This window comes from Streptomyces sp. NBC_00286, from assembly GCF_036173125.1.
Taxonomy (GTDB): Bacteria; Actinomycetota; Actinomycetes; order Streptomycetales; family Streptomycetaceae; genus Streptomyces.
Genome location: NZ_CP108054.1, coordinates 8,838,248 through 8,864,119 on the forward strand (window position 1 = coordinate 8,838,248; position 25,872 = coordinate 8,864,119).

Consider the following 25,872-nt stretch of genomic DNA (forward strand, 5'->3'; position numbering starts at 1 on the left):
GCCTGCCTCAGTCCTGGTCGCGGGCGATGCCCTGGTGGGAAGCGGTGCCTTGGTCGCTAGCGGTGCCCTTGTCGAGAGCGACGCCGTGATCGGGTGCGCTGCCCTGGCCGGGTGCGCTGCCCTGATCGGGTGCCACGCCCTGATCGGGGGCGGCGCCGTCCTCCAACGGGCCGCGGATGGTGTCGAAGCGCTTCATGCGTTCCAGCACCGCCTCCGCCGAGGGCCGCGCCATCTGGTCCACGATCCGGCCGTCCCCGAGGAAGAGCACCAGGTCGGAGTGGGCCGCGGCGCCCGGATCGTGCGTGACCATGACGACGGTCTGGCCCAACTCGTCGACGGCCTCCCGCAGGAAGCCGAGGACTTCGAGCCCGGCCCGTGAGTCGAGGTTGCCGGTCGGTTCGTCGGCGAAGATCAGCTCGGGGCGTGAGGCCAGCGCGCGGGCGCAGGCGACGCGCTGCTGCTGCCCGCCGGACAGCTGTGCGGGCCGGTGCTTCAGCCGGTCGCGCAGACCGAGCGTGTCGATGACCTGGTTCAGCCACTTCTCGTCGGGCTTCTTGCCCGCGATGTCCATGGGCAGCGTGATGTTCTCGATCGCGTTCAGCGTCGGGATCAGGTTGAACGACTGGAACATGAAGCCGATCCGGTCCCGGCGCAACCGCGTCAGCTCGCGCTCCCGCAGGCCAGTGATCTCCGTGTCGCCCAGCCACACCTGTCCGGCCGACACGGAGTCGAGCCCCGCCAGACAGTGCATCAGGGTGGATTTCCCCGAGCCCGACGGACCCATGACCGCCGTGAAACGACCGCGCGCGATATCGACGTCGACCGAGTCGAGGGCGAGCACGGTCGTCTCGCCCGTGCCGTACGCCTTGGTGAGACCACGGGCGCGGGCCGCGATCTCCTCGGCGTCCGTGCGCCCGAGGGCGTGCTCCGCAGCTGCAGTGGACAAGGCCGCCTCCTAGGTGGGTTCGGTGTCCGCGGGCGAGCCTAGTGTGACCCCGCACACACTCGGTATCCACCCGAAGTCCGAGCCGCTCTCCTGCGCAGGTCGGTGCCCCTGAGTTTGATGTAAGGGGCACCCTTACTGGATTCCCTATGGGTGCCCCCTTGCCCCTGCTAGCGCCCAGGCGCTAGCTTCAAAGTATGGCGAAGACCCAACTGAACGTGCGCGTGGACGAGGGCACCGCCCGGGCCGCGCGCGAGCGAGCCCTGGCCCGTGGCATGAGCGTGAACCGCTATATCGAAGAGCTGGTCAGACAGGACACCGGGGAAGTGGGCCACACCTTCGTGGAGGCCGCCGCCGACTTCATGAAGCAGTACGAGTCCGTGTTCGCCGAGGAGTTCGGCCCGGAGCGAGAAGGCCGTCGCTGAACCCTTGAACGTCCACGTCGACCTCGCCTGGCTACTCATGGTCGCCGAACAGAAGACTCCCGGAGATCCCCAGGTCACCGACTGGGGAGCCCTTGTCGCCGCGGTAAGCCGGCACGAGGCCGAGATCTTCGGCGTCCCCGTCTACGACACCCCACACGCCCGCGCCGCAGCACTGCTCCAACTCCTGCTGCACATCCCAGCCCTGGAACGCTCCAACGCGATGTTCGCCACGGCCGTTGCCTACGCCTATCTGGTCGCCAGCGGCCTGAAGGTAGTCACGTCACCCGAGCAGGTCCGCGACTTGGCCCGCCTGGTCAAGACGGGCGAGGCAACGGTGCAGGACATCACGCAGGAGCTGCGCAGGTGGAGCCTCGAACCGTGAGGCGTCCCTGAGCGGGCTCGCTGAGGCCCGTTGTGTCCCCGTGCCCCGAGGGGCCGCAGGCCCCTAAGGGGCGCGGGGCTGTGTCAATTTGCGGCTCCGCCGCGTGGGCGCGACCAGCCACGACGGCCCCGCAGCCGACAAACAACGTGCAGCCCCCGGTGCTTAGTCGCCCCGCCTCACCCAGCGGAGCGCGCCGTGCCGAGCACGCAGTAAGAGGTCGGCATCCGCACCCCCTTCTCCGGCACCAACACCCGCCGATACGGCCCCAGTTCGTACCCGGCGTCGCGCAGCGAGCCCAGCACGTCCCGGCTGACGTGGCAGCCGCCGAACAGCAGCGGCCACACGGTGCGGTCGAGGGCGCGCTGAGCGACGCCCATCACCGCGCCCCCACCCTTGCCGTGCTCGAAAAACCGCAGCTCACCGCCCGGCCGCAGGACGCGGCGGACCTCGGCCAAGGCCCGCGGCACGTCCCGTACGCTGCACAGCACCAGCGACAGCACCGCCGCGTCGAACGCCTCGCTCTTGACCGGCAGCCCCTCCGCGACGCCCGGCACCACGTCGACGGGCACCTCGGAGCGCAGGGCGGCGGTCACCGCCAACTGCCGCAGCCTGCGCTCGGGTTCGATGGCGACGACCTCCGAGACGGTGCTCGGATAGTGGGCGAAGTTCAGTCCGTTGCCGGCGCCGATCTCGATGACGCGGCCGGAGAGTCCGGCGAGCAGTTCGTCGCGGTGCGGGCCGATGGCGGGCTCGGAGGCGACGCTGATCTTGGCGTAGAAGCGGGCGAACACCGGGTGGTGCACGGGAGCCGGGGCCATCCGGCCGGCCTGGCCGGTCCGGGAACGGCGTGGTCGCATGGAGACCTCCCCTGGGCGACTTGCGCTACGGCGATTGTCCCCCCGTACCCGCCCGCTCACCCACCCGTCGGCCGCCCCGGCTCCCGCTGTGTCGACCCCGCCCGCGCCTACCCCGCCCCCTGCCCCGCAGCGAACGCCTCCGCATCCCACGTCCCGCCCAGCGGCCGGCCGAGCCAACTCGGCGCGGCAGCACGGAAGTCGGCGGGCCGCAGCCGCCCCACCCCCTCCGGAACCGCTCCCAGCAGCGGCGCCCCCGCCACCAACGGCAGATCCGTGAGGTTGCAACGCGACGCGAGATCCGGCTCGCTCGGCCAGCTGCCCACCACGACGCCCAGCAAGTCCAGCTGCCGGACGCGCAGTTCGCGGGCGGTCAGCTCCGTCGTGTTGAGGGTGCCGAGCCCGGCGGAGGCCACCACCAGCACAGAGGCGTCCAGCAGGCGGGCCGCGTCCGCCAACGTGCCGCCCGCGTCGTCGAACCGTACGAGCAGCCCGCCCGCCCCCTCGACCAGCACGACCTCGTGTTCGGCGGCCAGCTTGCCCGCCGCCTCCGCCACTTCGGACGCCCGCACCGGAGCCAGACCGGCCCTCCGGGCAGCCGTCGCGGGCGCCAACGGCTCGGGATATCGGGCGAGTTCGAGCGTGGTCACCGGGCCCGCGAGCCGGGCCACCTCGTCGGCGTCACCACGCGCGTCCGGCCGTACGCCCGTCTGCGCGGGCTTGAGCACGGCCACGGACCGCCCGGCGGCGACGGCAGCCGCGGCGACGGCCGCGGTCGTGACCGTCTTGCCGACCTCCGTGCCCGTCCCCGTGATCACCAGTACCGGCATGGCACCTCCCCGCTCACCCTTCCCGCGCCGCCGCGCACACGGCGCGCGCGATCCGTGCCACGTCCGCGTCGCCCGTCACGTACGGCGGCATCGTGTAGACGAGATCGCGGAACGGCCGCAGCCACACGCCCTCGCGCACCGCAGCCCGCGTCGCCGCCGCCATGTCGACGTCGTGATCCAGCTGTACGACACCGATGGCACCGAGGACGCGCACGTCCCGTACCCCCGGAAGCTCCGAAGCCGACCCCAGCCCCTCCCGCAACCCCGTCTCGATGCGCTTGATCTCCGTCCGCCAGTCCTGGCCGAGGAGCAGATCGATCGAGGCGCCGGCCACCGCGGCGGCCAGCGGATTGCCCATGAAGGTCGGGCCATGGGCGAGCACCGGGACCTCGCCCCGCGAGATTCCCTCGGCGACCCGCGACGTACACAGCGTCGCCGCCATCGTCATATAGCCGCCGGTCAGCGCCTTGCCCAGGCACATCACATCCGGTGTCACGCCCGCATGGTCCGCCGCGAACAGTGCCCCCGTACGCCCGAACCCGGTCGCGATCTCGTCGAACACGAGCAGCACGCCGTACGCGTCGCAGGCCTCGCGCAGCACCCGCAGATAGCCGGGGGAGTGGAACCGCATCCCGCCCGCGCCCTGCACCACCGGCTCGACGATCACCGCGGCCAGTTCATCGGCGTGGCGCTCGATCAGCGAGTGGAGATGATCGGCGTACGACTCCTCGTACGCGACCGGAGGCGGATCCGCGAACACCTGCCGGGGCAGCACCCCCTGCCACAGCTCGTGCATCCCGCCCTCGGGATCGCACACCGACATCGGCTGCCAGGTGTCGCCGTGATAGCCGCCGCGCCAGGTCAGCAGGCGCTGCTTGGCCGGGCGGCCGAGCGAACGCCAGTACTGAAGGCACATCTTGACCGCGACCTCGACCGAGACCGAGCCGGAGTCGGCGAGGAAGACATGCTCAAGTCCATCCGGCGACATGTCGACAAGGCGCTTCGCCAGCCGTACGGCGGGCTCGTGTGTGAGCCCGCCGAACATGACATGGCTCATCCGCCCGAGCTGCTCGCGCACCGCGTCGTTGAGCACGGGGTGGTTGTAGCCGTGGATGGCGGACCACCAGGACGACATGCCGTCCACCAGTTCGTCCGGCTGACCGGCGATCGTCAGTCGCACCCCGCTCGCCGACTCCACGACGAGCGGTTCCTGCCGGCCGGGCATCGGCCCGTACGGATGCCATACGTGGCGTCGGTCGAGGTCGAGCAGCTCGCTCACGGGCAGGTCAGGCATTGGGTGCGAGATCCGTTCCGGCACCCCGGCGGCGTACCGCGACCAGATCCGTACGCGCCTCGGGGATCGCCTCCGCATCGGCGGAAGCGCAGACGCTCCCCGAGCCGCACCCGCCCGACACCCGGTGCTCCGGCAGCGTCACCTCGTCCGTGCCCTCCACCTCGAAGCCGGCGTCCGCGACCATCTCCAGGTCCGCCTTGCCTGCCTGACCCTCGCTCGTGAGGTAGTCGCCGAGGAAGATCGAGTTGGCGAGGTGCAGGGCGAGCGGCTGCATCGTACGGAGATGGACCTCGCGGCCGCCCGCGATGCGCACCTCCACGTCCGGGCAGACGAAGCGGACCATCGCGAGGATGCGCAGACAACGCTGCGGGGTGAGGTTCCACTCCTTGGCGAGCGGGGTGCCCTCGAAGGGGATCAGGAAGTTCACCGGGACCGAGTCGGGATCCAGCTCACGGAGTGCGTAGACGACGTCGACCAGGTCCTCGTCGCTCTCGCCCATGCCCGCGATCAGGCCGGAGCAGGCGGACAGACCAGCCGCGTGCGCCTTCTCGACCGTGTCCACACGGTCGGCATACGTATGGGTGGTGGTGATGTCCCCATACGTGCTCTCGGACGTGTTGAGGTTGTGGTTGTAGGCGTCGGCGCCCGCGGCGCGCAGCCGCTCGGCCTGGCCGTCGGAGAGGAGCCCGAGGCAGGCGCACACCTCGACGCCCTCGTTCTGGTCCTTGATCGCTTTGATGGTGTCGGAGACCCGGTCGACGTCACGGTCCGTCGGCCCGCGCCCGCTCGCCACCAGACAGACCCGCTTGGCGCCGCCCGCGAGCCCGGCCGCCGCTGCCTCGGAGGCCTGGTCGGGCTTCAGCCAGGTGTACTTGAGGATCTCCGCCTTGGAGCCGAGGCGTTGGGAGCAGTAGGAGCAGTCCTCCGGGCACAGGCCCGACTTGAGGTTGACCAGATAGTTGAGTTTCACCCGTCGGCCGAACCACTGCCGCCGTACCTTTCCGGCCGCGGCCACCACATCGAGGAGTTCGTCGTCGGAGGTGGCCAGCACGGCCAGCGCCTCGTCGCGGGTCGGCAGCTCGCGCCGAAGCCCCTTGTCCACCAGCGTGTTCAGCAGGTCCATGGGGTCAGATCCTGGCCTATGCGAGTGGGCGGGGCCAAGGAGAGTTCGTACAAGACAGCCCGTTCGAGGTGTGGTTTTTTCCACATCATGGGCAGCGGGCCGGGCGGCTAGGGTCTGTGCACTGCCTACAAAACCTCCCTGCGGAGCACTGCCCGCAGGGGCACCCTCATGCACAACCCCCAAGGCCCGGAGGACACATGGCCGGATCGCCGTTCGCGTGGATCGACGAACAGGCGCGTACGCGACGCCGGGCCGGACTCGTCCGCACCCTGCGCCCACGCCCCGCCGACTCCCCGCTGCTCGATCTCGCGAGCAACGACTATCTGGGCCTGGCCCGGCACCCCGAGATCACCGCGGCCGCCTCGCACGCCGCGAAGGTGTGGGGCGGCGGCGCCACTGGCTCCCGGCTCGTCACCGGCTCCACGGAGCTGCACGCCGAACTCGAGCGTGAGCTGGCCGAGTTCTGCGGCTTCGAGTCTGCGCTCGTCTTCTCCTCGGGTTATGCCGCGAACCTCGCCGCCGTCACCGCACTGGCGCCGCACGGCTCGCTCGTCGTGTCGGACGCGGGCAACCACGCCTCGCTGATCGACGGTTGCCGTCTCGCGCGCGGCACCACGCAAGTCGTCGCGCATGCCGACCCGGACGCTGTACGCAAGGTGCTGGGCACGCACGCCGGACCCGCCGTCGTCGTGTCCGACACGGTCTTCTCGGTGGACGGCGACGCGGCTCCGCTCGCCGAACTTGCGGGTGCCTGCCGGGAGTTCGGCGCGGGTCTGGTCGTCGACGACGCGCACGGGCTCGGCGTGCTCGGCGAAGGCGGCCGGGGCGCGCCGTACGCGGCCGGGCTCGCGGGCGCGGCCGATGTCGTCACCACCGTCACGCTGTCGAAGTCGTTCGGCAGCCAGGGCGGCGCCGTCCTCGGCCCGGCCCACGTGATCGACCACCTGGTCAACGCGGCCCGCACCTTCATCTTCGACACCGGACTGGCCCCGGCCGCCGCGGGGGCCGCCCTCGCGGCCCTGCGCCTGCTGCGCCGGCAACCGGAACGAGCGGCACGGGCGCGTGCCGTGGCCAAGACCCTGCACTCACGCCTGACCGCCGAAGGCCTCGAAGCCGTACGGCCGGACGCCGCCGTCGTCTCCGTGCGCGCATCCTCGCCGGAGCGGGCCGTGCGCTGGGCTGCGGACTGCCGCGAGGCGGGACTGGCCGTCGGCTGCTTCCGTCCCCCGTCGGTGCCGGACGGCATCTCACGGCTGCGGCTCACCGCCCGCGCGGATCTCACCGACGGGCAACTCGACCATGCCGTACGGGTGATCAGCGCAGCGCGTCGATAAAGCCCTCCCAGGCCGAGGGGGCGAAGAGCAGGGCGGGGCCCGATGTGTTCTTCGAGTCGCGCACCGCGTGAAGGCCGGCCCATGGGCCGGAGGCCGGACGGGCCGTCTCGACGCAGTTGTTCATTCCCGTGCTGCGGCTGCTGCGCTGCCACCGCACACCGTGCAGTTGAGTACTGGAAGGTACGGACCGAGGCAGGGTGGTGGACATGGTGCCTCCTTACTCGCCGTCAGCCAGACCGGCGATGAAATCCAACGAGTCCTCGGGCGAAAGGGCGTGGATCTGAAGGGAGTTGAAGGCCTCGGTATAGGCCTGAAGGTCCTCTTCCCTTTCGAGATAGAGGCTACTCGTCAAGTGGTCGAGAACAACCACATCCAGATCAGAAGTAGTCGAAAATGAAAAGATAACGAAAGGCCCGGTCACCCCGACATGGGCCCCAACTCCGAACGGCAGTACCTGAATCCGCACGTGAGGCAGCCGGGCGGCGTCCCGTAGACGCCTCAACTGCCGTGCCATCACGCCCGGTCCGCCGACCGACCGCCGCAGCACTCCCTCGTCCAGGACCGCGCTCAGTCGCAGCGGAGTGTCCGAGCGCAGCACCTCCTGGCGGGCGAGACGCACTTCCACCAGTGCGTCAACCTTGCCGTCCGGCAGCCCGTCGAGGGCGGCCCGCGTCACCTCGCGGGCGTACTCGGGTGTCTGCAACAGGCCGGGGACCACGGAGTTCTCCAGGGTGCGCATCGCGCTGGCCTGCGACTCCAGGCTGATGAAGTCGCGGTACGTGGGCGGCAGCAGCCCTCGGTAGGCGTTCCACCAGCGGTGCCGGTCGTCGCCCTCGGCGCCCGCGAGCACGACGAGGAACTCCAGAAGCTTCGGGTCCCGGACGTCGTACGCGTCGAGGAGGCGCCGTAGGTCCGCGGCTTTGACCCCGCTGTGGCCGGTCTCGATCCTGCTCACCTTCGACTGGTGCCAGCCGACGCGCCGGGCGGCCTCACCGCTCGTGAGACCTGCACGGGTGCGCAGGGCGCGCAGTTGGGCGCCGAGCTTTCGGCGGCGTACCGCGGGACCGTGTTGCATGGCCGTCTCCTTCCGACCGTCGCGCCGACGCTATAGCGTCGGGCGCCATGACGACGGGAGAAGACGACCCGGTCACCCGTCCGAATGACCACCCTGAGCGCCACCCAAATACGGTCGGTCGTCGGAGAGTTCACCGCTTCGAGGGACAGATATATGCATATCTTGGGGGATCGGCACCGAGACCGGCCGGGTAGTGGCAGTCTGGCGCGCAGCACCAGTCCGGGACCGTACTCGAACCGCCGCTCCGTGTCGGACTCCGGTCCCGTGGGAAAGGGACGACCTCGCCATGGCAGACCACCTGGAAGCCTCCGTCACTCTGCCGAGCGATCCCGCCTCGGTCTCCGCCGCTCGTACCTATGTCGTCAACGTCCTTGCCGAATGGGGCCTTCCGTCGGACACGGAAGCCGCCGACACCGTCCGTCTCATCGTCTCCGAACTCGCCACCAACGCCGTGCAGCACACCTTCGGCCAGTCACCGACCTTCACGGTGGACCTCGAGCTTGACCGTGACGAGCAGCTGCGCATCGGCGTGACCGACAGCCATCCACGCTTCCCGAAAAGACTCCCGGCAGCCGTCCAGCAGGACAACGGCAGAGGCCTGGTCATCATCCGCTTCCTCACCGCCGAGTGCGGGGGCAAGGTGACGGTCCGGCCCACCCGTGAGGGCGGCAAAACGGTGTCGATCATGCTGCCGTGGACGACTCCGGTTCAGCCGGTTCCTGCCGACTGAGGGGCTGGGGGAGCCGCGGAGGGGTCGGCTGCGGGGCGCGCGGCCGTCAACTCGGCTGGGACGCGCGGCCGAAGGCGCCGCGCAGCAGCGCGCGGAAGGCGTCGGCCGCGGGGGCCTGCTCGTCGGTGCGGTAGGCCACCGAGATCGTCCTGCGCAGGTCACCTGGTTCCAGGAGGCGCATGCTCACCGGGGTGGCGGCGGTTCTGGCGACCATCTCCGGGACCACCGCGATGCCGAGGCCGGCGCTGACGAGGGCGCAGACCAGGGCGTAGCCGGGAGTGGCGACGAGGACCGAAGAGGCTGTGCGCGCCTGGGCGAGCACGGCCTCCACGCCCTGCCGAGCCGGGTGGTCCGGGGCCATGCTGATCAACTGCTGGCCGGCCAGCTCGGTGAGCGGCAGCCGGGACGAGCCGCTGGTCAGGGCGTGCCCGGGAGCGGTCACCAGCACCAACTCCTCGACCAGGACCGGCTCAGCGGACACGGCCGCGGGCAGCGGCACCGGCTCGGCGGGCTGGTAGGCGTGCGTCAGCGCCAGGTCCACCTCGCCCGCGGCCACCGCGGCGATACCGGCCTGCGGCTCGTAGTCCGCCACGGTCAGCTCCACATCGGGATAGGCCCTGCGGAACGCGCTCAGTACCGGCGGCAGCAGGTGGATCCCGGCGGTCTGGAAGGTGCCGAGGCGCAGGGTGCCGCCGGACAGCCCGGCCAGGCGCGCCAGTTCATGACGCGCCCGGTCCATCTCGTCCAGCACCCGGCGCGCCCGGGCCGCGAGGAGTTCGCCCGCGCCGGTCAAGCGGGCGCCGCGGTGGTGTCGTACGAGAAGCGCCGTGCCCGCCTCCCGCTCCAGCTTGGCCAGCTGCTGAGAGAGCGCGGGTGTCGTGTAGCCGAGGCGCTCGGCGGCCCGGGTGATCGAACCGGCCTCGGCGACCGCCACCAGCGCCGCGAGCCGCGTCGGGTCGTACATACGAGGCTCCTCGCTTCGGGGCTGGCTAAAGCACTGCTTAAGGTTCACCTAGGATATTGCACATACCTGCTGAAGGCTTGGAGCGGGCACTGTGGTGCTCATGGACGGACAACTCATCGCCTTCACCGGGATCGCCGCAGGCCTGGTCGCCATGCCCGGCGCCGACTTCACCGTCGTGGTCCGCAACGCCCTGGTCTCCCGCCGGGCCGGTATCGCCTGCGCGCTGGGCATCGCGGCGGCGTTGCTCGTCCACACGGCGCTCGCCGTCGCCGGGGTGGCCGCGGTGCTCACCGCCGTGCCCCCGCTGTTCCGCGCGCTCCAACTGCTGGGCGGTGCCTACGTCCTCTATCTCGGCGTACGGACGCTGCAGTCGGTGCGCGAGAGGCGTGCGCCGGGGGCCGAGGATGCGCCGGTCGTGTCCGGGGCCGGAGCCCTGAGGCAGGGATTCGTCACCAATGCCCTCAACCCGAAGGCGACGCTCACCTTCCTCAGTCTGCTGCCGCAGTTCGTACCGGCCGGAAGTCCCGCGATGCCCCGGACGCTGATCCTCGCGCTGATCGTGGTCGCGCTCGCCCTGGTGTGGTTCCCGGTGGTCGCGCTGCTCGTGGACCGGCTCGGCCGGTGGCTGCGCAGGCCGCGTACCGCCCGGGCCATCGAGGCCGTCACCGGAACGGCCCTCACGGTGCTGGGACTGGGGCTCGTTCTCGAAGCGGTGCTGGCCTGAGCCTCGCAAGCAGGGCTCAGGAATCGTCCGGGTTCCTGCCGCCGGCGCGTTTCATCAGGAGCGGTACGAGTCCCCACAGGCCGAGGCAGACCACGAGGGTGGCCGCGCCCGCCAGGATCCCTTCCAGGCGGCCCGCCACCACGTCCACGACCAGCAGGACCGAGCCGGTGAGCGCGAAGGCCAGTACGCCCATCCCGATCTGGGCGAGGTGCGAGGAGACCGCCACGATCTGCGGCTTGGCGCCCTGCTGGAACAGCCGACGGTGCAGGGCGGCCGGTGCCGTGAGGAGCATGGAGGACAGCACGGCGAGCAGCAGGGTCGTGATGTACGTGGCGCGCTGCACCGAGTCGAGGTCCGGGAAGCGCGGGGTGAACGCCAGGCTCAGCAGGAACGCGAAGAGGATCTGTACGCCCGTCTGGGTGACCCTCAACTCCTGGAGCAGTTCGATGAAGTTGCGGTCGGCGCGCTCGAGCGGCGTCTCGCGCCGCTCTGTGGGGCGTACGGCGGACGGAAGCTCGTCGCCCGGACGTCGCTCGTCGGGATCTCGCTCGCTGGGCGGTTGGTGGGCCATGAGGAATGAGTAACCCGTCAGCCGCCCGAATCACCGCCCCGTGGGGGTGGCGGCGGGAAACGCCGCCACCCCCACGTGCGTCACCTGACCCGGCCGTACCAGACGCTCTTCGTCCAGATCTTCTGCAGCTTCACCACTTCCCCGGTCTTCGGGGCGTGCCAGATCCGGCCCTTACCGGCGTAGACGCCGACGTGGTACACGTTCCGGCCCGAGTGGAAGAACACGAGGTCTCCCTGCTTACGGTTCGAAGCCGAGATGTGGCGCGTCTTGTTGTACTGCTGCGCGGCCGTGCGGGGCAGCTTCTTCCCCGCCTTCTTGAACGCGTAGAGGGTGAGTCCGGAGCAGTCGAAGCGCCTGGGCCCCTCGGCTCCCCACTTGTACGGGGCGCCCTTCTTGGAGGCCGCTACCTGAAGTGCCTTTTTCGCTGGGGTGATTGCTTCGGCGTCAGATGCGATACCGGGGGCCACAACGCTGCCGCCTACTACGGCGACGGTGAGAGCTGAGGCGGTACCTGCCCTGGTCAACAGCGACGGGACACGATTGAGCGCAGACATGCGCAACCCTTCGTCAGCCGCCTGTGAAGGATGACCTGTCGGATTCGGGCTGGCGAAGTTGCCCGGCCGCGGTGTGCGGCTTCACCCCAAGGACCACTCGGAACTCTCCGGCGGCCCGTCGTGCTTGGGTCCTCCACTCCTGCCGATCCACTTCCTGTCGACCCGTCATCCGGGCGGCGGCAGGATTCGGCGTCCGCCCGGACCGCCCCGCCGCTGCGGCGGGGGCTTGTCGTCGGAAGGGATCTTGCAGCACGAATGTCGGAAAAGCCGAACGGAAACGGGGGTTTGTGGGCTTACTCACCACTCACCCGTTCGGGTGGGCAGGCCTGTTTTCGGAGGAGCGTCGAGGGGTCGGGGACCCTCGTACCAGCACCGGAATGTCTGATTCCGGCGCGGGTCCAGGCGTACTGCGCAAGTTGTGGGGGCCCGTAAACGTAGCTCCGTCTACTCCTTTCAGGGGTACGTCATTTGGTCCGTTTCAGGCCTTGCCTGGACGCCCCGTCAGTCGCCTTGTGGAGCCCTCGGCCGTTGCTGCGGGTGCGTCAGCTGTCGGGGGATCCCGGCGGCAAGGCGACGCGGGCCGCCCGTCGTTCACCGTCGAGGACCCTGAGCGCCCGCGTCAGGGTCGGCGCGTGCAACTCGTGCTCGCCGCGCTGGTGCATCAGGGCCAGCGCATCGCGCAGCGCGGTGGCCTTGGCGACCAGTGCCTGGGCCGCGCGCAGCCCGCCATAGGTGTCGCCGCGGTGCGCGGGATTGATCCGGCCGAGGAGATCGAGCACCTCCAGATAACGGTCGACCAGTTCGCCCTCCGCCCGGGTCAGCGCCGGCAACGGGGGCAACTCGGGTGGAAGCATCCGGCGTTCACCTCGAGCCGGGTGTGGCGAGCGAGGTCTTACGGCTCGGAATGATGCGGTCGATCAGCCCGTACTCCAGCGCCTGCGGTGCCTCAAGGATCTTGTCCCGCTCGATGTCCGCGCTGACCCGCTCCTGGCTCTGACCTGTGTGCCGAGCGAGCATCTCCTCAAGCATCCTGCGCGTACGCATCAACTCCTCGGCCTGGATGGCCAGATCGGACGTCTGGCCCTGCACCGGCTCGGGCAGCGCCGGCTGGTGGATCAGCACGCGTGCGTCCGGCAGCGCGGAACGCTTCCCCGGCGCGCCGGCCGCGAGCAGTACCGCGGCGGCGGCCCCGGCCTGCCCCAGGCAGACGGTCTCCACCTCGCAGCTGACGAAGCGCATCGTGTCGTAGATCGCGGTCATCGCGCTGAACACGCCACCGGGGGAGTTGATGTACAGCGAGATGTCCCGGTCCGGCGACTGGTACTCGAGGTGCATGAACTGCGCCATCACGTCGTTCGCCGACGTGTCGTCGATCGGCGTCCCCAGGAAGACGATCCGTTCCTCCAGCAGCTTCGAGTACGGATCCATGGTCCGCTGCCCCGCGCTGGTGCGTTCGGTGAACTCGGGCAGGACGTAGCGGGCGGACGGTCGGGTCATGACACACGCCTCCTCTGGGTGATGTCCTGTAAAAAATGTACAGGACGTACAGACGTTACGATGGGAACCATGGCCTATGAGATTCCGGTGACGCAAGCCAGGGCTGAGCTCGCCGACCTGATCAACAAAGTGGTGTACGGCGGTGAGCGCGTCGTCGTGACGCGGCACGGAAAGCCCCTCGTCGCCCTTGTCTCCGCCGCTGACCTGGAACGACTCGAGGACCTTCAGGACCCGGCCGAGGAGCAGGTGATCAGCGCCGTCTCCAGCGTCCGCGAGGTCACGTCCGCTCCCCGCGAACAGCAGCGCTTCGGCATCGCGGCGGAACACCGGGGGCCCAACGCTTCGTAGGGGTACGGCACTTCGAGTACCGGATTTCAGGGACGTAAGAGCTTCAGCTGCGCGTGCGGGAGCGCTCTGGCGGGCACTGCGGCAGGTGAGGGAGCGGCCGGGGGCTCGGGAGCGGGGTGGGTGCTAGGTGGCACCAGGGCCGAGTGTGCGGTGTGCGACGGAGGCTTGGCCCGGCCCGACGGTCAGCGGGTGAGGGCGGCTCGGGACCGGCGCCTCAGTGGCCCCCGGGCCTGGGGGTCAGGCCTTGACCTTCCGCAGCAGTCGGGTCGGGAGTCGGGCCAGCAGGTATTCGACGACGGCTCAGGGCACTCGGGGCACTGTCGCGTGGGCGGCGCCGGCCTCGATGCGGTCCATGATCTTGCGGGCGCCCGTGAGGGTGTCGATGAGGAACGGGCGTTTGTCGCCCAGGGATTCGTTGATCGGGGTGTCTATGTAGCCGGGCGCGACCGTGGTCACGGTGATGCCGCTGTTCCACAGCTCGCCTCGGAGCGACTGAAGGTACGTCGTGAGCCCTGCCTTGGAGGCGCAGTACGGCGCCGCACCTGGCAGGCCCGCCGCGGCCACGACGGAGGTGAGGCCCACCACCTGCCCGCCGCCTTTGCTGCTGAAGTGTGCGACGGCCGCATCGATGGTCGCCATCGCACCCAGCAGATTGACGTCGACGACCGCGCGGTGCGCCTCGAAGCGGCCCTCCCCGATGTTGCCCCAGTCGTCGGCGCCCGCGTTGGCGATGACCATTCCGAGTCCGCCGAACTGCCGGGCCGCGTCGTCGACCGTCCGCACCACGGCCTCGTGCTCGGTCACGTCGAGGGCGGCCACGGTCACCGAACGCTGCGGGAACGCGGCGGTGAGCCGTGCCCGCAGTTCTTCCAGGACCTCGATTCTGCGCGCGGTGAGGTACACGTCGTAGCCGCGGGCGCACAGCTCGGCTGCCAGCGCCTTGCCGATGCCCGAGCTGGCACCGGTCAGGAATGCGGTTCTCGCGGGCAGCGGGGGCCGGCCCGGGTCGACGAAGGGCAGCTTCCCAAGCAGGCGGCGCGCGGTGGGCAGTGCAGTGCCGTTCATCGGTCACCGTTCCAGTGTCGGAGAGGGGGCCCAACGGCCCGCCGTCATCATGCCCACTCACCCAAAGCCAGTCAACACTGGTGACACCATAGTTAGCACCAGTGTTGACACCGATGGATCGGAAAGTCAGAGTGAGGACGCCCAGCTCGGCATGTCCATGCGATGAAGGAGATCAGCAATGCGCAGTGAAGCGGGTCGATGGCTGCTGGGAGCCGCCGCGGCGGGCGCCGGGGCGGTGTGGCTGTGGCGCCACCAGGACGAGGTGATGACCCGCCGCCCGCTCAATGAGTGGACGTTCACTCACATGAATCTCCTCCTGCCCACCGAAGGCGTCCGCCGTGGCGGGGATGTGTTCCCCCTGCCCCGGCGACCGCGCCCCCTGGAAGTGACGTACGGCTTCGAGGGGAGGGAGCGGAGCCTCGCCGAACTGCACGCTCGAACGCACACCACCTCCTTCGTCGTGCTGCATGGCGGCGAGATCGTCCACGAGTCGTATCCGGGGTACTTCGCCGGGGACGACGTACGGTTCCAGCTGTTCTCGATGACCAAGTCGGTGACGTCGATGCTGATCGGGATCGCCCTCGACGAGGAGGCGATCAAGGATGTGACCGAGCCGGTGACGGTGTACTGCAGGGGCCTGGCGGGCTCCGCTTTCGACGAGGTGACCATCGAGCAGCTGCTCGACATGGGCAGCGGGGTGGGCGACCTGGAGGACTACACCGTTCGGGACAGTCTCATCAACCGGTTCGCCATGGCCGCCACAGGGGGCGGCTCGCTGCACGAGGTCGTGTCATCAGCCGAGCGTTCGACCAAGGCCGGCACACAGTTCAACTACTCGACGATCGATACCCAGGTCCTGGGATGGGTGCTGGAGTCCGCCACCGGCCGCTCCCTCGCGCAGTACGCCACAGAGCGCCTCTGGAGCCGCATCGGCGCCGAGCACGACGCGTACTACTGGCTCACCCGGGGGCATCCGCGTACCGCGATCGCCGGCGGCTCGCTCAATGCCACCGCCCGCGACCTGGCCCGGCTGGGGCTGCTGATGTCCCGGGGCGGAGACCTGAACGGGCAGCGCATCCTGCCCGAGGAATGGGTGACGCGCAGCCGGGGGCGCGGCGTGCCGCACCTGGAGGTCGGTGCGCTGGGCCCCAGCGGCTACCCGTACTACGGGTACAGCAACAAGTGGTGGACGCTCGGCGGCGAGCGACGTCCGTTCACCGCGGTGGGGATCCACGGCCAGTACCTGTATGTGGACCCGGACGCCGACGTGGTGATCGTCAAGACCAGCGCGTGGCCGACGGCGGACGACACCTCGCGTGACGCGGAGTCCGTCACGGCGCTGCGGGCGGTGGCCGACCATCTGCAGGCGGACCAGCGTTGACAACGCCGTAGATAAAATGACAGCCATGACTCGCGCGAAGACCAACTCGGCAGGAGCGACTCCCGCGGGGCGGAGGCAGCGTCCGGCCTCCTTCCTCACCCCGGATCTGATCCTGGACACCGCGATGGCCGTGATCGAGAGGGACGGTCCCGAGGCGCTCACCTTCCGCCGGCTGGGCACCGATCTGGGCGCCGACCACACAGCCGTCCTGCGGCACTTCCGCGGCAAGGACGACCTGCTGCTCGGCCTGGCCGCCCGGCTGGTCAGCGATGCCCTGCACGACTTCGCACCGTCGGAAAGCTGGCGCGAGACCCTCGCCTCGCTCGCCCGACGGATCCGTGCCGCATGCCTGCGGCACCCGGGGGTGGCCGTTTTGGTCGCGGCCCGCACCTCACGGCGCGAGCCGGAGTTCCAGGGCGCCGACGTGGTCATCGGCGCCCTGCTCGAGGCCGGCCTCCAGGGACGCGAAGCGGCCTCGTACTACCGGGTCCTGGCCGATACGGCACTCGCCGCCGGCGCCTTCGAGGCTTCCTTCAACGTGCTGGACAAGGGCGCTCAGGACGGTGACCGGCTGGCCTGGCGCCGCGAGTACCTGACGGCCTCGCCACAGCGGTACCCGAATCTGGCACAGGTCGCCCCCTATCTCGCGGAAATCGACGAAGAGGACCAGTTCGAGACCGCGATCGGCCTGTTCCTCGACGCCGTGGAACTCCGCGCGCAGCGCGCCCGCGCAGAAGGAAGCGAACACACGGAGAACTGACGCCTCGTCGGGCAACAGGGCAAGCAACAGGGCAATGGGCGAGACCGCGCAGGCGCCGGCGGAGTCTCTGCCGGCCTGGGGAGACGTGGCCGCCATCGACCTCGATTTCGCCGTGTGAACGGGCGAGGGGTCAGCCGGCCCGGGCAGGTTCCCGCTCGGCGACGACCGCCTAGGCGGGTGTCTTACGTCGCTGGAGCGCGCCGCCCAGCATGACCGCGCCCAGGCCGAGTGCCGTCCACCAAGTCAGGGTGAGCGCGGGACCGGCCGCGGCGGCTCCGTCGAAGAACGAGACCGAGCGCAGTAGCGAGGCGCCCGCCCCCGGTGGCAGCCACTGGCCGATCACGCCGACCGGCTCGGGCAGCATCTCGGGTGCCGAGCCGGCGCCGGAGAACGGGTTGCCGAGCAGCATCATCACCAACGCCCCGAGTCCGATGCCCGGCGTGCCGAACAGGGCCGCGAGACCCGCGACGCCGGCGCTCACGGCCAGCGTCGACAGACCGAGAGTGCCCGCCTCGGCCCACCAGTTCCCGGTGAGCACGCCCAGCCAGCTGTCGGCGATCGCGGCGGCCACCGTGCCGACCAGGACGGCCGCGCCGACCAGCGCCCCGAGCGCACGCCAGCCACGCAGCCCCAGCAGAGTCACGACGGCACCCGCACCGATGCCGGCCAGCGCCATCGGCAGCACGCTCGACGTCAGGGCCGCGCCGCGCGGGTCGTTCGCGGGGGCCGGTACGACATCGACGGTCTGCACCTGGGCGCCGCCCGCCTGCTGGGTCATCGCCTGCTGGAGCAGCTGGGCGACGACCGGACTCGCGGCCGAGGCGGTGAGCAGCTTCGGCCCCTGCTCGGTGGCGACGACCGCTCCGTATACGGTCCGGTCCTCGATGGCGTCGCGAGCGGCGCGCTCGTCGGCGTAACGGTGGATCTCGAAGGCGCCCTCGCGCGCCTCGAGCCGCTGCTCCACCTGGGCCGTCGCGGTGGCGGGACCCGCCACGCCGAGCGGCAGGTCGTGCGGCGCGGTACGGGCCGCGGGCCAGGCGAACGCCCATAGCGCGAGGGCGACCAGGACGGGGATCAGTACGACGACGGCGACGACGCGGCGGCCGTGCGACGGCGAGGGTGTTGCCTGCGGCGGTGAAGTGTTCCTGAGGTCGGTAGCGGAGGTGGCGGACATGGCTTTCCCCTCAGGTCGAAGTTCGACCGTTCAAAAAGAAGGATCGTTCGTTTTAGGTTCGTTGCCACCATCCTGCGGACCCCTCGAGCTTGTCAAGAAGGAATGTTCGTTTTACGTTTCGGTCCATGGCCCGCGTAACTCAGGAACACCTCGATGCCCGTCGCCGTCAGATCCTCGACGGCGCGGCCCTCTGCTTCGCCCGCAACGGCTTCCATGCCACGTCCATGCAGGACGTGCTGAAGGAGGTGAATCTCTCGGCGGGAGCCGTCTACCGCTACTTCAGCGGCAAGGACGAGCTGATCAACGCGATCGTCACCGAGGTGCTGGCGGAGGTTCGCGAAGGCTTCGAGGCCGCCGCCCGGCAGAGTCCGCCCCCGCCGCCCGACGAGCTGGTGGGGCGCGTCATGGGCGCAGTCATCGAAGGGAAGCGGGCGGTGGTCGACAACGGGGAGTTCGTGTTTCCCCGGCTGATCATCCAGGTCTGGGGGGAGACCCTGCGCAACAAGGAGCTGTCGGCTGTGGTCCATGACGGCTACAGCAGTGTGCGGGCGGCCTGGGTGAAGGTCGTCCAGGGCTATCAGGACGCGGGGATGATGCGGGCCGACGTACCGGCCGAAAGCGTGGCCCGGACCATGATCGCGACGGCCCAGGGCTTTGTGGCACAGATGGCGATCTTCGGCACCGCACCGGTGGAGGTGCTGCAGGAGGGGCTGCGGGGCCTGATGAGCATGGGGAGCCCCGACGTGCGCACATGACACCTGCGGCCTGAGCCGGCCGACCGCCGGTTAACGTCGCTGAAACGCCGCCCAATTAGCCTGCGCCTCCACGCCACCTGGGATTTTGCCCGGCGGCTGCGGAAACCGGACCCCGCACGGTCCGGAGCGAGGACTGTGAGGTGGACGCCGTGCAACTGACCCCGCACGAGCAGGAGAGGCTGCTCATTCATGTGGCCGCCGACGTGGCCGAGAAGCGCCGGGCCCGCGGACTGAAGCTGAACCACCCCGAAGCCGTCGCGCTCATCACGTCGCACATCCTCGAAGGCGCCAGGGACGGCCGTACGGTGGCCGAACTCATGGCCTCCGGGCGCAAGATCCTCACTCGCGAGGACGTCATGGAGGGCATCCCCGAGATGATCCACGACGTCCAGGTGGAGGCCACCTTCCCGGACGGCACCAAGCTCGTCACCGTCCACGACCCGATCGTCTGACGGGGGAGCGGCCACCATGATTCCCGGAGAGTTCCTGTTCGCCGACGGACCCGTCGCCTTCAACGAAGGCCGCGAGGTCACCCGGCTCACCGTCCTCAACGCCGCCGACCGGCCCGTCCAGGTCGGCTCCCACTACCACTTCGCCGAGGCCAACCCCGGTCTGGACTTCGATCGCGCCGCCGCGCGCGGCAAGCGGCTCAACGTCGCCGCCGGCACCGCTGTGCGCTTCGAGCCCGGTATCCCCGTAGACGTCGAACTCGTTCCGCTCGTCGGCGCCCGCGTGGTGCCCGGACTGCGCGGCGAGACCGGAGGTGCCCTCGATGGCTGAGCTCTCGCGTGCCGCGTACGCCGATCTGTTCGGCCCCACGACCGGCGACCGGATCAGACTCGCCGACACCGATCTGCTGATCGAGATCGAGGAGGATCGTTCCGGCGGGCCCGGACTCGCCGGTGACGAGGCGGTGTTCGGCGGCGGCAAGGTCATCCGCGAGTCCATGGGCCAGTCGCGTGCCACGCGTGCGGAGGGCACCCCGGACACCGTCATCACCGGTGCCGTGATCATCGACCACTGGGGCATCGTCAAGGCCGACGTCGGCATCCGCGACGGCCGGATCACCGGCATCGGCAAGGCGGGCAACCCGGACACGATGGACGGGGTGCACCCGGATCTGGTGATCGGCCCCGAGACCGAGATCATCGCGGGCAACGGCCGCATCCTGACGGCCGGGGCCATCGACGCGCACGTCCATCTGATCTGCCCGCAGATCGCCGACGAGGCACTGGCCTCGGGCATTACGACCCTTGTCGGCGGCGGAACCGGTCCGGCCGAGGGCTCGAAGGCCACCACCGTCACGCCCGGCCCCTGGCATCTGGCGCGGATGCTGGAGGCGATGGAGGCGTACCCGCTCAACTTCGGGCTGCTCGGCAAGGGCAACACCGTCTCGCACGAGGCGATGCTCTCGCAGATCCGAGGCGGCGCGCTGGGCCTGAAGATCCACGAGGACTGGGGCTCCACGCCCGCAGCCATCGACGCCGCGCTGACGGTCGCGGAACAGACGGGTATCCAGGTCGCGATCCACACGGACACCCTGAACGAGGCGGGGTTCGTGGGCGACACGCTCGCCGCGATCGGCGGGCGTGGCATCCACGCGTACCACACGGAGGGTGCGGGCGGCGGCCACGCGCCGGACATCATGACCGTGGTCTCCGAGCCGCACGTCTTGCCCAGCTCCACCAACCCGACCCGGCCGTACACCGTCAACACCGCCGAGGAACACCTCGACATGCTGATGGTGTGCCACCACCTGAACCCCGCCGTGCCCGAGGACCTGGCCTTCGCCGAGTCCCGTATCCGGCCCTCGACCATCGGGGCCGAGGACATCCTGCACGACCTCGGCGCCATCTCGATCATCTCCTCCGACTCCCAGGCGATGGGGCGGGTGGGCGAGGTCATCATGCGTACGTGGCAGACGGCGCACGTCATGAAGGGGCGGCGGGGCGCGTTGCCCGGGGACGGGCGGGCCGACAATCACCGCGTACGTCGCTATGTCGCCAAGTACACGATCAACCCGGCCCTCGCGCAGGGGCTCGCCCGCGAGATCGGATCCGTCGAGAGCGGGAAGCTCGCCGACCTCGTGCTGTGGGAGCCCGCCTTCTTCGGCGTCAAGCCTCAACTCGTCGTCAAGGGCGGGCAGATCGCGTACGCGCAGATGGGCGACGCCAACGCGTCCATTCCGACGCCGCAGCCGATTCTGCCGCGTCCGATGTACGGGGCGATCGGGCGGGCGCCTGCCTCCAACTCGTTCAACTTCGTGGCGCCGCTCGCTGTCGAGGACGGGCTGCCGGAGCGGCTGGGGCTCGGGAAGCGCTTCGTGCCGATCGAGTCGACGCGCGGGGTGACCAAGGCGGACATGCGGGAGAACGACGCGCGGCCTGAGGTGCGGATCGATCCGGACAGCTTTGCCGTGCACATCGACGGGGAGCTGGTCGAGGCCACGCCCGCCGCCGAACTGCCCATGGCTCAGCGGTACTTCCTCTTCTGAGGGGCTGTCATCATGTCGCGAGCCGCGCTTCTCGTTCTGGCCGATGGCCGCTTTCCTGCCGGTGGGCATGCGCACTCCGGTGGCGCCGAGGCTGCCGTCAAGGCCGGGCGGATCACCGGGGCTTCGAGTCTGGAGGAGTTCTGCCGCGGGCGGCTGCACACGGCGGGGCTGGTGTCGGCCTCGCTGGCCGCGGCGGGGGCGCTGGGGCTTGACCCCTTGGCTCTGGACGCCGCGGCGGACGCCCGTACGCCGTCGGCCGCGCTGCGGATGGCTGCCCGTAAGCTCGGGCGGCAGCTGATGCGGGCGGCTCGGGCGACGTGGCCGTCACCTGAACTCGACGCGTTGGCGCGGGCGTTCCCCAAGGGGGCCCATCAGCCGGTTGTCCTCGGGGTCACTGCTCGGGTGGCGGGGTTGGGGGCGGTGGATGCCGCGTACTGCTCCGCGTACGAGAGTGTCAGCGGGGCGGCTTCGGCGACGGTGCGGTTGCTTAGCCTGGACCCCTTCGACGCCACCGGGGTGCTTGCTCGCCTGACCCCGGACCTCGACCGGGTCGCGGACCGGGCGGCCGAGGCGGCTCGGTGCGCCGCGGAGTCGGGCGTCGACGCCCTGCCTGCGGCTTCGGCACCGCTGCTGGAGATCAGTGCGGAGGTGCATGCCGCGTGGCCGGTTCGTCTGTTCGCGTCTTAGGCGGTTGGTTTCGCCCCCGCCGCCCCTACCCGTCCCATCCTCGGGGCTTCGCCCCGAACCCCCACCAGGGGGCTTCGCCCCGAACCCCTACCAGGGGCTCCGCCCCTGGGCCCTGCTGGGGGCTCTGCCCCCAGACCCCGCATCGGCCTGAACGGCCTCGTCCTCAATCGCCGGACGGGCTGAAATCAGCGCCGCCCGGCAGAAATTCAGCCCGTCCGGCGGAAATCAGCGCCGTCCGGCGAAAGTCAGCCCGAGCCGCGATCAATCAGCCCGTCCGGCGTTTGAGGACCGGGGGCCCGGGGGCTGGCCCCCGAACTGGGTCCGGGGCGGAGCCCCGAAGGGGGTCTGGGGGCGCAGCCCCCAGCGGGGTCCAGGGGCGGAGCCCCTTGGTATGGGACGGGTAGGGGCGGCGGGGGCGAAACCAACCCCGGCGCGGACCCGGCAGACGCGCAACAACCACCGAACGACACGCAAGCGACAGGAGCCCGCATGCACCTCGACCACTCCCACGCCGGTGGAGCCGTAAGCGCCGACGCGCACCGCCCCGATGGCACCCACCGCGCACTGCGCATCGGACTGGGCGGCCCCGTAGGCTCCGGCAAGACCGCCACCGTCGCCGCCCTCTGCCGAGAACTCCGTGACGAACTCTCCCTCGCCGTCGTCACGAACGACATCTACACCCGCGAGGACGCCGAGTTCCTGCTCCGGGAGGCCGTGCTGCCGCCCGAGAGGATCACCGCGGTCGAGACGGGCGCGTGCCCGCACACCGCGATCCGGGACGACATCTCCGCGAATCTCGAAGCCGTCGAGGATCTGGAGGACGAGATCGGTCCGCTGGATCTGATCCTCGTCGAGTCCGGCGGTGACAACCTCACCGCGACCTTTTCCAAGGGGCTCGTCGACGCGCAGATCTTCGTGATCGACGTGGCCGGCGGGGATGACATCCCGCGCAAGGGCGGGCCCGGCGTCACCACGGCCGATCTGCTGGTGGTGAACAAGACGGACCTCGCCCCGTACGTCGGTTCCGACCTCGGACGGATGGCCGCCGACGCCAAGACCCAGCGGGGCGAACTGCCGGTCGTCTTCCAGTCCTTGAGGGCCGAGAGCGGGGTCGCGGACGTCGCCGACTGGGTACGCGGCCAACTCGCCGCGTGGACGGCATGACGTCCCGGGCGGCCGGAGCGTCCGGAGCGGCCGGGCCGGCCGGGGTGGCCGGAGTTGCTGGGGTAGCCGAGGCAGCCGGAGCGACCGACGCAACCGGGGTAGCCGGAGCGGCTGGGCCGGCCGGATCCACCCCGGCGGCCGGAGCAGCCGGGCCACCCGGAGCGCCCAGGACACCCGGACCGCCCAGCGCACCCCAAGCGCCCGCCGCCCCCGGAGTCCGCGCCACCGCCCGCATCACCGCCCGCCCCGACGCCCGCGGCGGCACCGCCCTCCCCACCCTCGAAGGCGAAGGCCCCCTAGCCCTGCGCCGCACCCGGGCCACCGGTTCCGAGGCGCGCGTCACGATCGTCGGGGCGATGAGCGGCCCCCTCGGCGGCGACCACTTCACCGTCGAGGCGACCGCCGCAAGGGGTGCCGAACTGCACATCGGATCCGCCGCCGCCACCATCGCCCTGCCGGGCCAGGCCCAGGGCGAGGCACGCTACGACGTACGCCTCAGGGTCGCCGAGGGAGCGGAACTGCGCTGGATGCCCGAGCAGTTGATCTCCGCGAACGGCAGCGATCTGTACGTCACCACCCGCGCCGACCTCGCACCGGGCGCCCGCCTGACGCTCCGTGAGGAACAGGTCCTCGGCCGCGCCCACGAGGAACCGGGCCGCCTCACCAGCCGTCTCACCGTCCGCCTCGGCGGGCGCCCGCTGCTCGACCAGGAACTGTCCTGCGGACCCGGCGCCCCCGGCGGCTGGGACGGCCCGGCGGTGCTGGCGGGACATCGCGCGGTAGGGCAACTCATCGTCGTACGACCGGAATTCGCCGAGGCACCGCCCAGCCCGCGCACCCTGGGGGAGTACGCCGCACTCACCCCGCTCGCAGGCCCCGGCGTACTCGTCACCGCACTCGCCCCGGACGCCCTGAAGCTGCGCCGCACCCTCGACGAGGCCCTGCGCATCCTCGGCCCGTAAAGCGTCATCTCCGCTCAACGGGCAGGCAGTTACCGGTTATCGGATTGGCAAAGAAGCCAAGTCACCCCTGTTCTCAGGGAGGTCACAGCCGGAAGGATCCCCGTACCGACCATCACACGTACGGGGAGGCCCACTTGACGGGTATGAGACCGCCGAAGAAAAAGGCGGCAGCGCTCGGCTCGGCCGGAGTGTTCGTCACGGCGACACTGATAGCCGGAGCCGTCGCGGCACCGTCGGCCAGTGCGGACAGCCGCCACGGCCAGGATCGCGAGGCACGCGGTACGGCGATCGCGGCGGCACGGGCCGCCAAGGCCGGCATCACATGGCAGGCCTGCCCGGCCGACTGGGGACTTGAGAAGCCCATCCAGTGCGGCTGGGTCACCGTGCCGCTCGACTACGCCAAGCCGAACGGCAAGCAGATCAAGCTCGCCGTCGACCGCATCGGCAACACGGGCACCAAGGCGGAGCGCCAGGGCGCCCTCATCTACAACCCCGGCGGCCCCGGCGGCTCGGGCCTGCGTTTCCCGCGCCGGGTCACCACCAAGGCGCCGCTCTGGGTGAACACGGCGAAGGCGTACGACTTCGTGGGCTTCGACCCGCGTGGTGTCGGGCACTCGGCACCCATCTCCTGCGCCGATCCTCAGGAGTTCGTGAAGGCGCCCAAGATGGACCCGGTGCCGGACTCCGAGGCCGACAAGCGCGCCCAGCGCAAGCTCGCCGCCGAGTATGCGGCCGGCTGCAAGGAGCGCAGCGGCGAGATGCTGCCGCACATGACTACGCCGAACACCGTGCGCGACCTGGACGTCATCCGGGCCGCCCTCGGCGAGAAGAAGCTCAACTTCCTCGGCGTCTCGTACGGCACGTACATCGCCGCCGTCTACGGCACGATGTTCCCGACGCATGTGCGCCGCATGGTCGCCGACAGCGTCGTCAACCCCTCGCGCGAGAAGATCTGGTACCAGGCCAACCTCGACCAGGACGTCGCCTTCGAGATGCGCTGGAAGGACTGGCAGGACTGGGTCGCCAAGAACGACGCGACCTATCACCTGGGCGACACGCGGGCCGAAGTCCAGGCCCAGTGGCTGAAGTTGAGGAGCGCGGCCAAGAAGAGCCCGATCGGCGGGGTCGTCGGTCCGGCCGAGCTCATCAGCTTCTTCCAGAGCGCTCCGTATTACGACTCCGCGTGGGCGCCCACCGCGCAGGTGTGGAGCAAGTACGTCGCCGGTGACACCCAGGCGCTCGTCGACGCCGCCGCTCCGGACCTGTCGGACACCGCGGGCAACGCCGCTTCGGAGAACGGCAACGCCGTCTACACCGCCGTCGAGTGCACCGACGCCAAGTGGCCCACGAGCTGGAAGAAGTGGGACCGCGACAACACCGAGCTGCACAAGAAGTACCCGTTCATGACGTGGGCCAACGCCTGGCTGAACCTGCCCTGCGCCACCTGGCCGGTCAAGCAGCAGACTCCGGTGAACGTGAAGACCGGAAAGGGCCTGCCGCCCGTGCTGATCGTGCAGGCCACGCGGGACGCCGCCACTCCGTACGAGGGCGCGCTCGAACTGCACAAGCGGTTCAAGGGCTCCCGACTGATCACCGAGAAGAACGCGGGCTCGCACGGTGTCACGGGGCTCGCCAACCCCTGCATCAACGAGCGGGTGGACGCCTACCTGCTCACAGGCAAGGTCGACGCGGCCGACGTGACGTGCGCCCCGCACGCCACGCCCACCCCGTAGCCCGTACGAAAGGAGAAGGGGGCGGCCGGAAACTCCGGCCGCCCCCTTC

General features: G+C 70.3%; 30 protein-coding genes and 1 riboswitch. Of the genes, 16 read left to right on the forward strand and 14 right to left on the reverse strand.

From position 1 onward, the window contains the following. Positions 1-7: 7 nt before the first annotated feature. Positions 8-946, reverse strand: coding sequence for an ABC transporter ATP-binding protein (locus tag OHT21_RS39970; RefSeq protein WP_328773130.1), 939 nt, complete (start codon positions 944-946; stop codon positions 8-10). A gap of 194 nt (positions 947-1,140) precedes the next feature. Between OHT21_RS39970 and OHT21_RS39975 the strand changes: the two genes are divergently transcribed. After that, positions 1,141-1,368 carry a hypothetical protein gene (locus OHT21_RS39975; RefSeq protein WP_033324966.1) on the forward strand — a complete coding sequence of 76 codons (228 nt, stop codon included), beginning with the start codon at positions 1,141-1,143 and terminating at the stop codon, positions 1,366-1,368. A gap of 37 nt (positions 1,369-1,405) precedes the next feature. Then, positions 1,406-1,750, forward strand: coding sequence for a fic family toxin-antitoxin system, toxin component (locus OHT21_RS39980; RefSeq protein WP_328774405.1), 345 nt, complete (start codon positions 1,406-1,408; stop codon positions 1,748-1,750). Positions 1,751-1,926: 176 nt separating this feature from the next. Here the strand turns inward: OHT21_RS39980 and OHT21_RS39985 are convergent, their stop codons facing one another. The 4 genes from OHT21_RS39985 to bioB form a co-directional block, all read right to left on the reverse strand. Next, the gene (locus OHT21_RS39985; RefSeq protein WP_328773131.1) at positions 1,927-2,607 is read right to left on the reverse strand and encodes a class I SAM-dependent methyltransferase; all 681 of its coding nucleotides are present in this window, start codon (positions 2,605-2,607) and stop codon (positions 1,927-1,929) included. A 107-nt stretch (positions 2,608-2,714) separates the two neighbouring features. Next, positions 2,715-3,434 carry a dethiobiotin synthase gene (bioD, locus tag OHT21_RS39990; RefSeq protein WP_328773132.1) on the reverse strand — a complete coding sequence of 240 codons (720 nt, stop codon included), beginning with the start codon at positions 3,432-3,434 and terminating at the stop codon, positions 2,715-2,717. 13 nt (positions 3,435-3,447) lie between these two features. Then, complete coding sequence (locus OHT21_RS39995) at positions 3,448-4,728, reverse strand: adenosylmethionine--8-amino-7-oxononanoate transaminase (protein WP_328773133.1); 1,281 nt, start codon at positions 4,726-4,728, stop codon at positions 3,448-3,450. Continuing rightward, positions 4,721-5,851 (reverse strand): biotin synthase BioB, encoded by a 1,131-nt coding sequence (gene bioB / locus OHT21_RS40000; RefSeq protein WP_328773134.1) that lies wholly within the window; start codon positions 5,849-5,851, stop codon positions 4,721-4,723. Before bioB ends, OHT21_RS39995 begins: the two co-directional genes overlap by 8 nt. A 197-nt stretch (positions 5,852-6,048) precedes the next feature. On the opposite strand from bioB, the gene OHT21_RS40005 reads away from it, so the two are divergent. After that, the gene (locus tag OHT21_RS40005; RefSeq protein ID WP_328773135.1) at positions 6,049-7,185 is read left to right on the forward strand and encodes an 8-amino-7-oxononanoate synthase; all 1,137 of its coding nucleotides are present in this window, start codon (positions 6,049-6,051) and stop codon (positions 7,183-7,185) included. On the opposite strand, the gene OHT21_RS40010 is transcribed toward OHT21_RS40005, so the two are convergent. Further along, on the reverse strand, positions 7,166-7,393 hold the full coding sequence (locus OHT21_RS40010; RefSeq protein ID WP_328773136.1) for a DUF397 domain-containing protein: 228 nt from the start codon (positions 7,391-7,393) through the stop codon (positions 7,166-7,168). The two genes, OHT21_RS40005 and OHT21_RS40010, sit on opposite strands and share 20 nt — an antisense overlap. Positions 7,394-7,402: 9 nt before the next feature. Next, on the reverse strand, positions 7,403-8,260 hold the full coding sequence (locus OHT21_RS40015; RefSeq protein ID WP_328773137.1) for a helix-turn-helix domain-containing protein: 858 nt from the start codon (positions 8,258-8,260) through the stop codon (positions 7,403-7,405). A 286-nt stretch (positions 8,261-8,546) separates the two neighbouring features. Between OHT21_RS40015 and OHT21_RS40020 the strand changes: the two genes are divergently transcribed. Further along, complete coding sequence (locus tag OHT21_RS40020; RefSeq protein ID WP_328773138.1) at positions 8,547-8,990, forward strand: ATP-binding protein; 444 nt, start codon at positions 8,547-8,549, stop codon at positions 8,988-8,990. A 46-nt stretch (positions 8,991-9,036) separates the two neighbouring features. Here the strand turns inward: OHT21_RS40020 and OHT21_RS40025 are convergent, their stop codons facing one another. Further along, complete coding sequence (locus OHT21_RS40025) at positions 9,037-9,954, reverse strand: LysR family transcriptional regulator (protein ID WP_328773139.1); 918 nt, start codon at positions 9,952-9,954, stop codon at positions 9,037-9,039. Positions 9,955-10,054: 100 nt separating this feature from the next. On the opposite strand from OHT21_RS40025, the gene OHT21_RS40030 reads away from it, so the two are divergent. Next, positions 10,055-10,678: a LysE family translocator gene (locus OHT21_RS40030; protein ID WP_328773140.1), complete on the forward strand. Its 624-nt coding sequence runs from the start codon at positions 10,055-10,057 to the stop codon at positions 10,676-10,678. Between the two features lie 16 nt (positions 10,679-10,694). Here the strand turns inward: OHT21_RS40030 and OHT21_RS40035 are convergent, their stop codons facing one another. From OHT21_RS40035 to OHT21_RS40050, 4 genes are all read right to left on the reverse strand, one after another. Next, positions 10,695-11,249, reverse strand: a complete 555-nt coding sequence (locus OHT21_RS40035; RefSeq protein ID WP_328773141.1) for a DUF6328 family protein — start codon at positions 11,247-11,249, stop codon at positions 10,695-10,697. A gap of 80 nt (positions 11,250-11,329) precedes the next feature. Beyond that, the gene (locus OHT21_RS40040) at positions 11,330-11,803 is read right to left on the reverse strand and encodes a C40 family peptidase (protein ID WP_328773142.1); all 474 of its coding nucleotides are present in this window, start codon (positions 11,801-11,803) and stop codon (positions 11,330-11,332) included. Between the two features lie 3 nt (positions 11,804-11,806). Next, positions 11,807-12,005: riboswitch (cyclic di-AMP (ydaO/yuaA leader) on the reverse strand. Between the two features lie 340 nt (positions 12,006-12,345). After that, on the reverse strand, positions 12,346-12,657 hold the full coding sequence (locus tag OHT21_RS40045; protein ID WP_328773143.1) for a hypothetical protein: 312 nt from the start codon (positions 12,655-12,657) through the stop codon (positions 12,346-12,348). Between the two features lie 7 nt (positions 12,658-12,664). Continuing rightward, positions 12,665-13,300, reverse strand: a complete 636-nt coding sequence (locus tag OHT21_RS40050; RefSeq protein WP_328773144.1) for an ATP-dependent Clp protease proteolytic subunit — start codon at positions 13,298-13,300, stop codon at positions 12,665-12,667. 69 nt (positions 13,301-13,369) lie between these two features. Here OHT21_RS40050 and OHT21_RS40055 point away from each other — a divergent pair, with 69 nt between their 5' ends. Beyond that, positions 13,370-13,648 carry a type II toxin-antitoxin system Phd/YefM family antitoxin gene (locus OHT21_RS40055; RefSeq protein WP_033324984.1) on the forward strand — a complete coding sequence of 93 codons (279 nt, stop codon included), beginning with the start codon at positions 13,370-13,372 and terminating at the stop codon, positions 13,646-13,648. A gap of 300 nt (positions 13,649-13,948) precedes the next feature. Here the strand turns inward: OHT21_RS40055 and OHT21_RS40060 are convergent, their stop codons facing one another. Beyond that, positions 13,949-14,713, reverse strand: a complete 765-nt coding sequence (locus tag OHT21_RS40060; protein WP_328773145.1) for an SDR family NAD(P)-dependent oxidoreductase — start codon at positions 14,711-14,713, stop codon at positions 13,949-13,951. Positions 14,714-14,891: 178 nt separating this feature from the next. Here OHT21_RS40060 and OHT21_RS40065 point away from each other — a divergent pair, with 178 nt between their 5' ends. Together OHT21_RS40065 and OHT21_RS40070 are read left to right on the forward strand one after the other, a co-directional pair. Further along, positions 14,892-16,094, forward strand: a complete 1,203-nt coding sequence (locus OHT21_RS40065; protein WP_328773146.1) for a serine hydrolase domain-containing protein — start codon at positions 14,892-14,894, stop codon at positions 16,092-16,094. Between the two features lie 25 nt (positions 16,095-16,119). After that, a complete protein-coding gene (locus OHT21_RS40070; RefSeq protein ID WP_328773147.1) occupies positions 16,120-16,854 on the forward strand; it encodes a TetR/AcrR family transcriptional regulator in 735 nt (244 codons plus the stop codon). 169 nt (positions 16,855-17,023) lie between these two features. Here the strand turns inward: OHT21_RS40070 and OHT21_RS40075 are convergent, their stop codons facing one another. Beyond that, the gene (locus tag OHT21_RS40075) at positions 17,024-18,028 is read right to left on the reverse strand and encodes an ABC transporter permease (protein WP_328773148.1); all 1,005 of its coding nucleotides are present in this window, start codon (positions 18,026-18,028) and stop codon (positions 17,024-17,026) included. Between the two features lie 125 nt (positions 18,029-18,153). Here OHT21_RS40075 and OHT21_RS40080 point away from each other — a divergent pair, with 125 nt between their 5' ends. The 8 genes from OHT21_RS40080 to OHT21_RS40115 all read left to right on the forward strand — a co-directional run bounded on the left by OHT21_RS40080 (position 18,154) and on the right by OHT21_RS40115 (position 25,823). Next, a complete protein-coding gene (locus tag OHT21_RS40080) occupies positions 18,154-18,783 on the forward strand; it encodes a TetR/AcrR family transcriptional regulator (protein ID WP_328773149.1) in 630 nt (209 codons plus the stop codon). 149 nt (positions 18,784-18,932) lie between these two features. Beyond that, on the forward strand, positions 18,933-19,235 hold the full coding sequence (locus OHT21_RS40085) for an urease subunit gamma (protein ID WP_055614092.1): 303 nt from the start codon (positions 18,933-18,935) through the stop codon (positions 19,233-19,235). 16 nt (positions 19,236-19,251) lie between these two features. Continuing rightward, on the forward strand, positions 19,252-19,563 hold the full coding sequence (locus tag OHT21_RS40090; RefSeq protein ID WP_328773150.1) for an urease subunit beta: 312 nt from the start codon (positions 19,252-19,254) through the stop codon (positions 19,561-19,563). Continuing rightward, entirely contained in the window at positions 19,556-21,277 is a 1,722-nt protein-coding gene (locus OHT21_RS40095; protein ID WP_328773151.1) for an urease subunit alpha, read from the forward strand. The genes OHT21_RS40090 and OHT21_RS40095 overlap by 8 nt, the downstream gene beginning before the upstream one ends. A gap of 12 nt (positions 21,278-21,289) precedes the next feature. Then, complete coding sequence (locus OHT21_RS40100; protein ID WP_328773152.1) at positions 21,290-21,964, forward strand: urease accessory protein UreF; 675 nt, start codon at positions 21,290-21,292, stop codon at positions 21,962-21,964. Positions 21,965-22,453: 489 nt separating this feature from the next. Beyond that, the gene (ureG, locus tag OHT21_RS40105) at positions 22,454-23,128 is read left to right on the forward strand and encodes an urease accessory protein UreG (RefSeq protein WP_328773153.1); all 675 of its coding nucleotides are present in this window, start codon (positions 22,454-22,456) and stop codon (positions 23,126-23,128) included. Positions 23,129-23,361: 233 nt separating this feature from the next. Then, positions 23,362-24,090, forward strand: coding sequence for an urease accessory protein UreD (locus tag OHT21_RS40110; protein WP_328774406.1), 729 nt, complete (start codon positions 23,362-23,364; stop codon positions 24,088-24,090). A 143-nt stretch (positions 24,091-24,233) separates the two neighbouring features. After that, the gene (locus OHT21_RS40115) at positions 24,234-25,823 is read left to right on the forward strand and encodes an alpha/beta hydrolase (protein WP_328774407.1); all 1,590 of its coding nucleotides are present in this window, start codon (positions 24,234-24,236) and stop codon (positions 25,821-25,823) included. Positions 25,824-25,872: the final 49 nt, after the last annotated feature.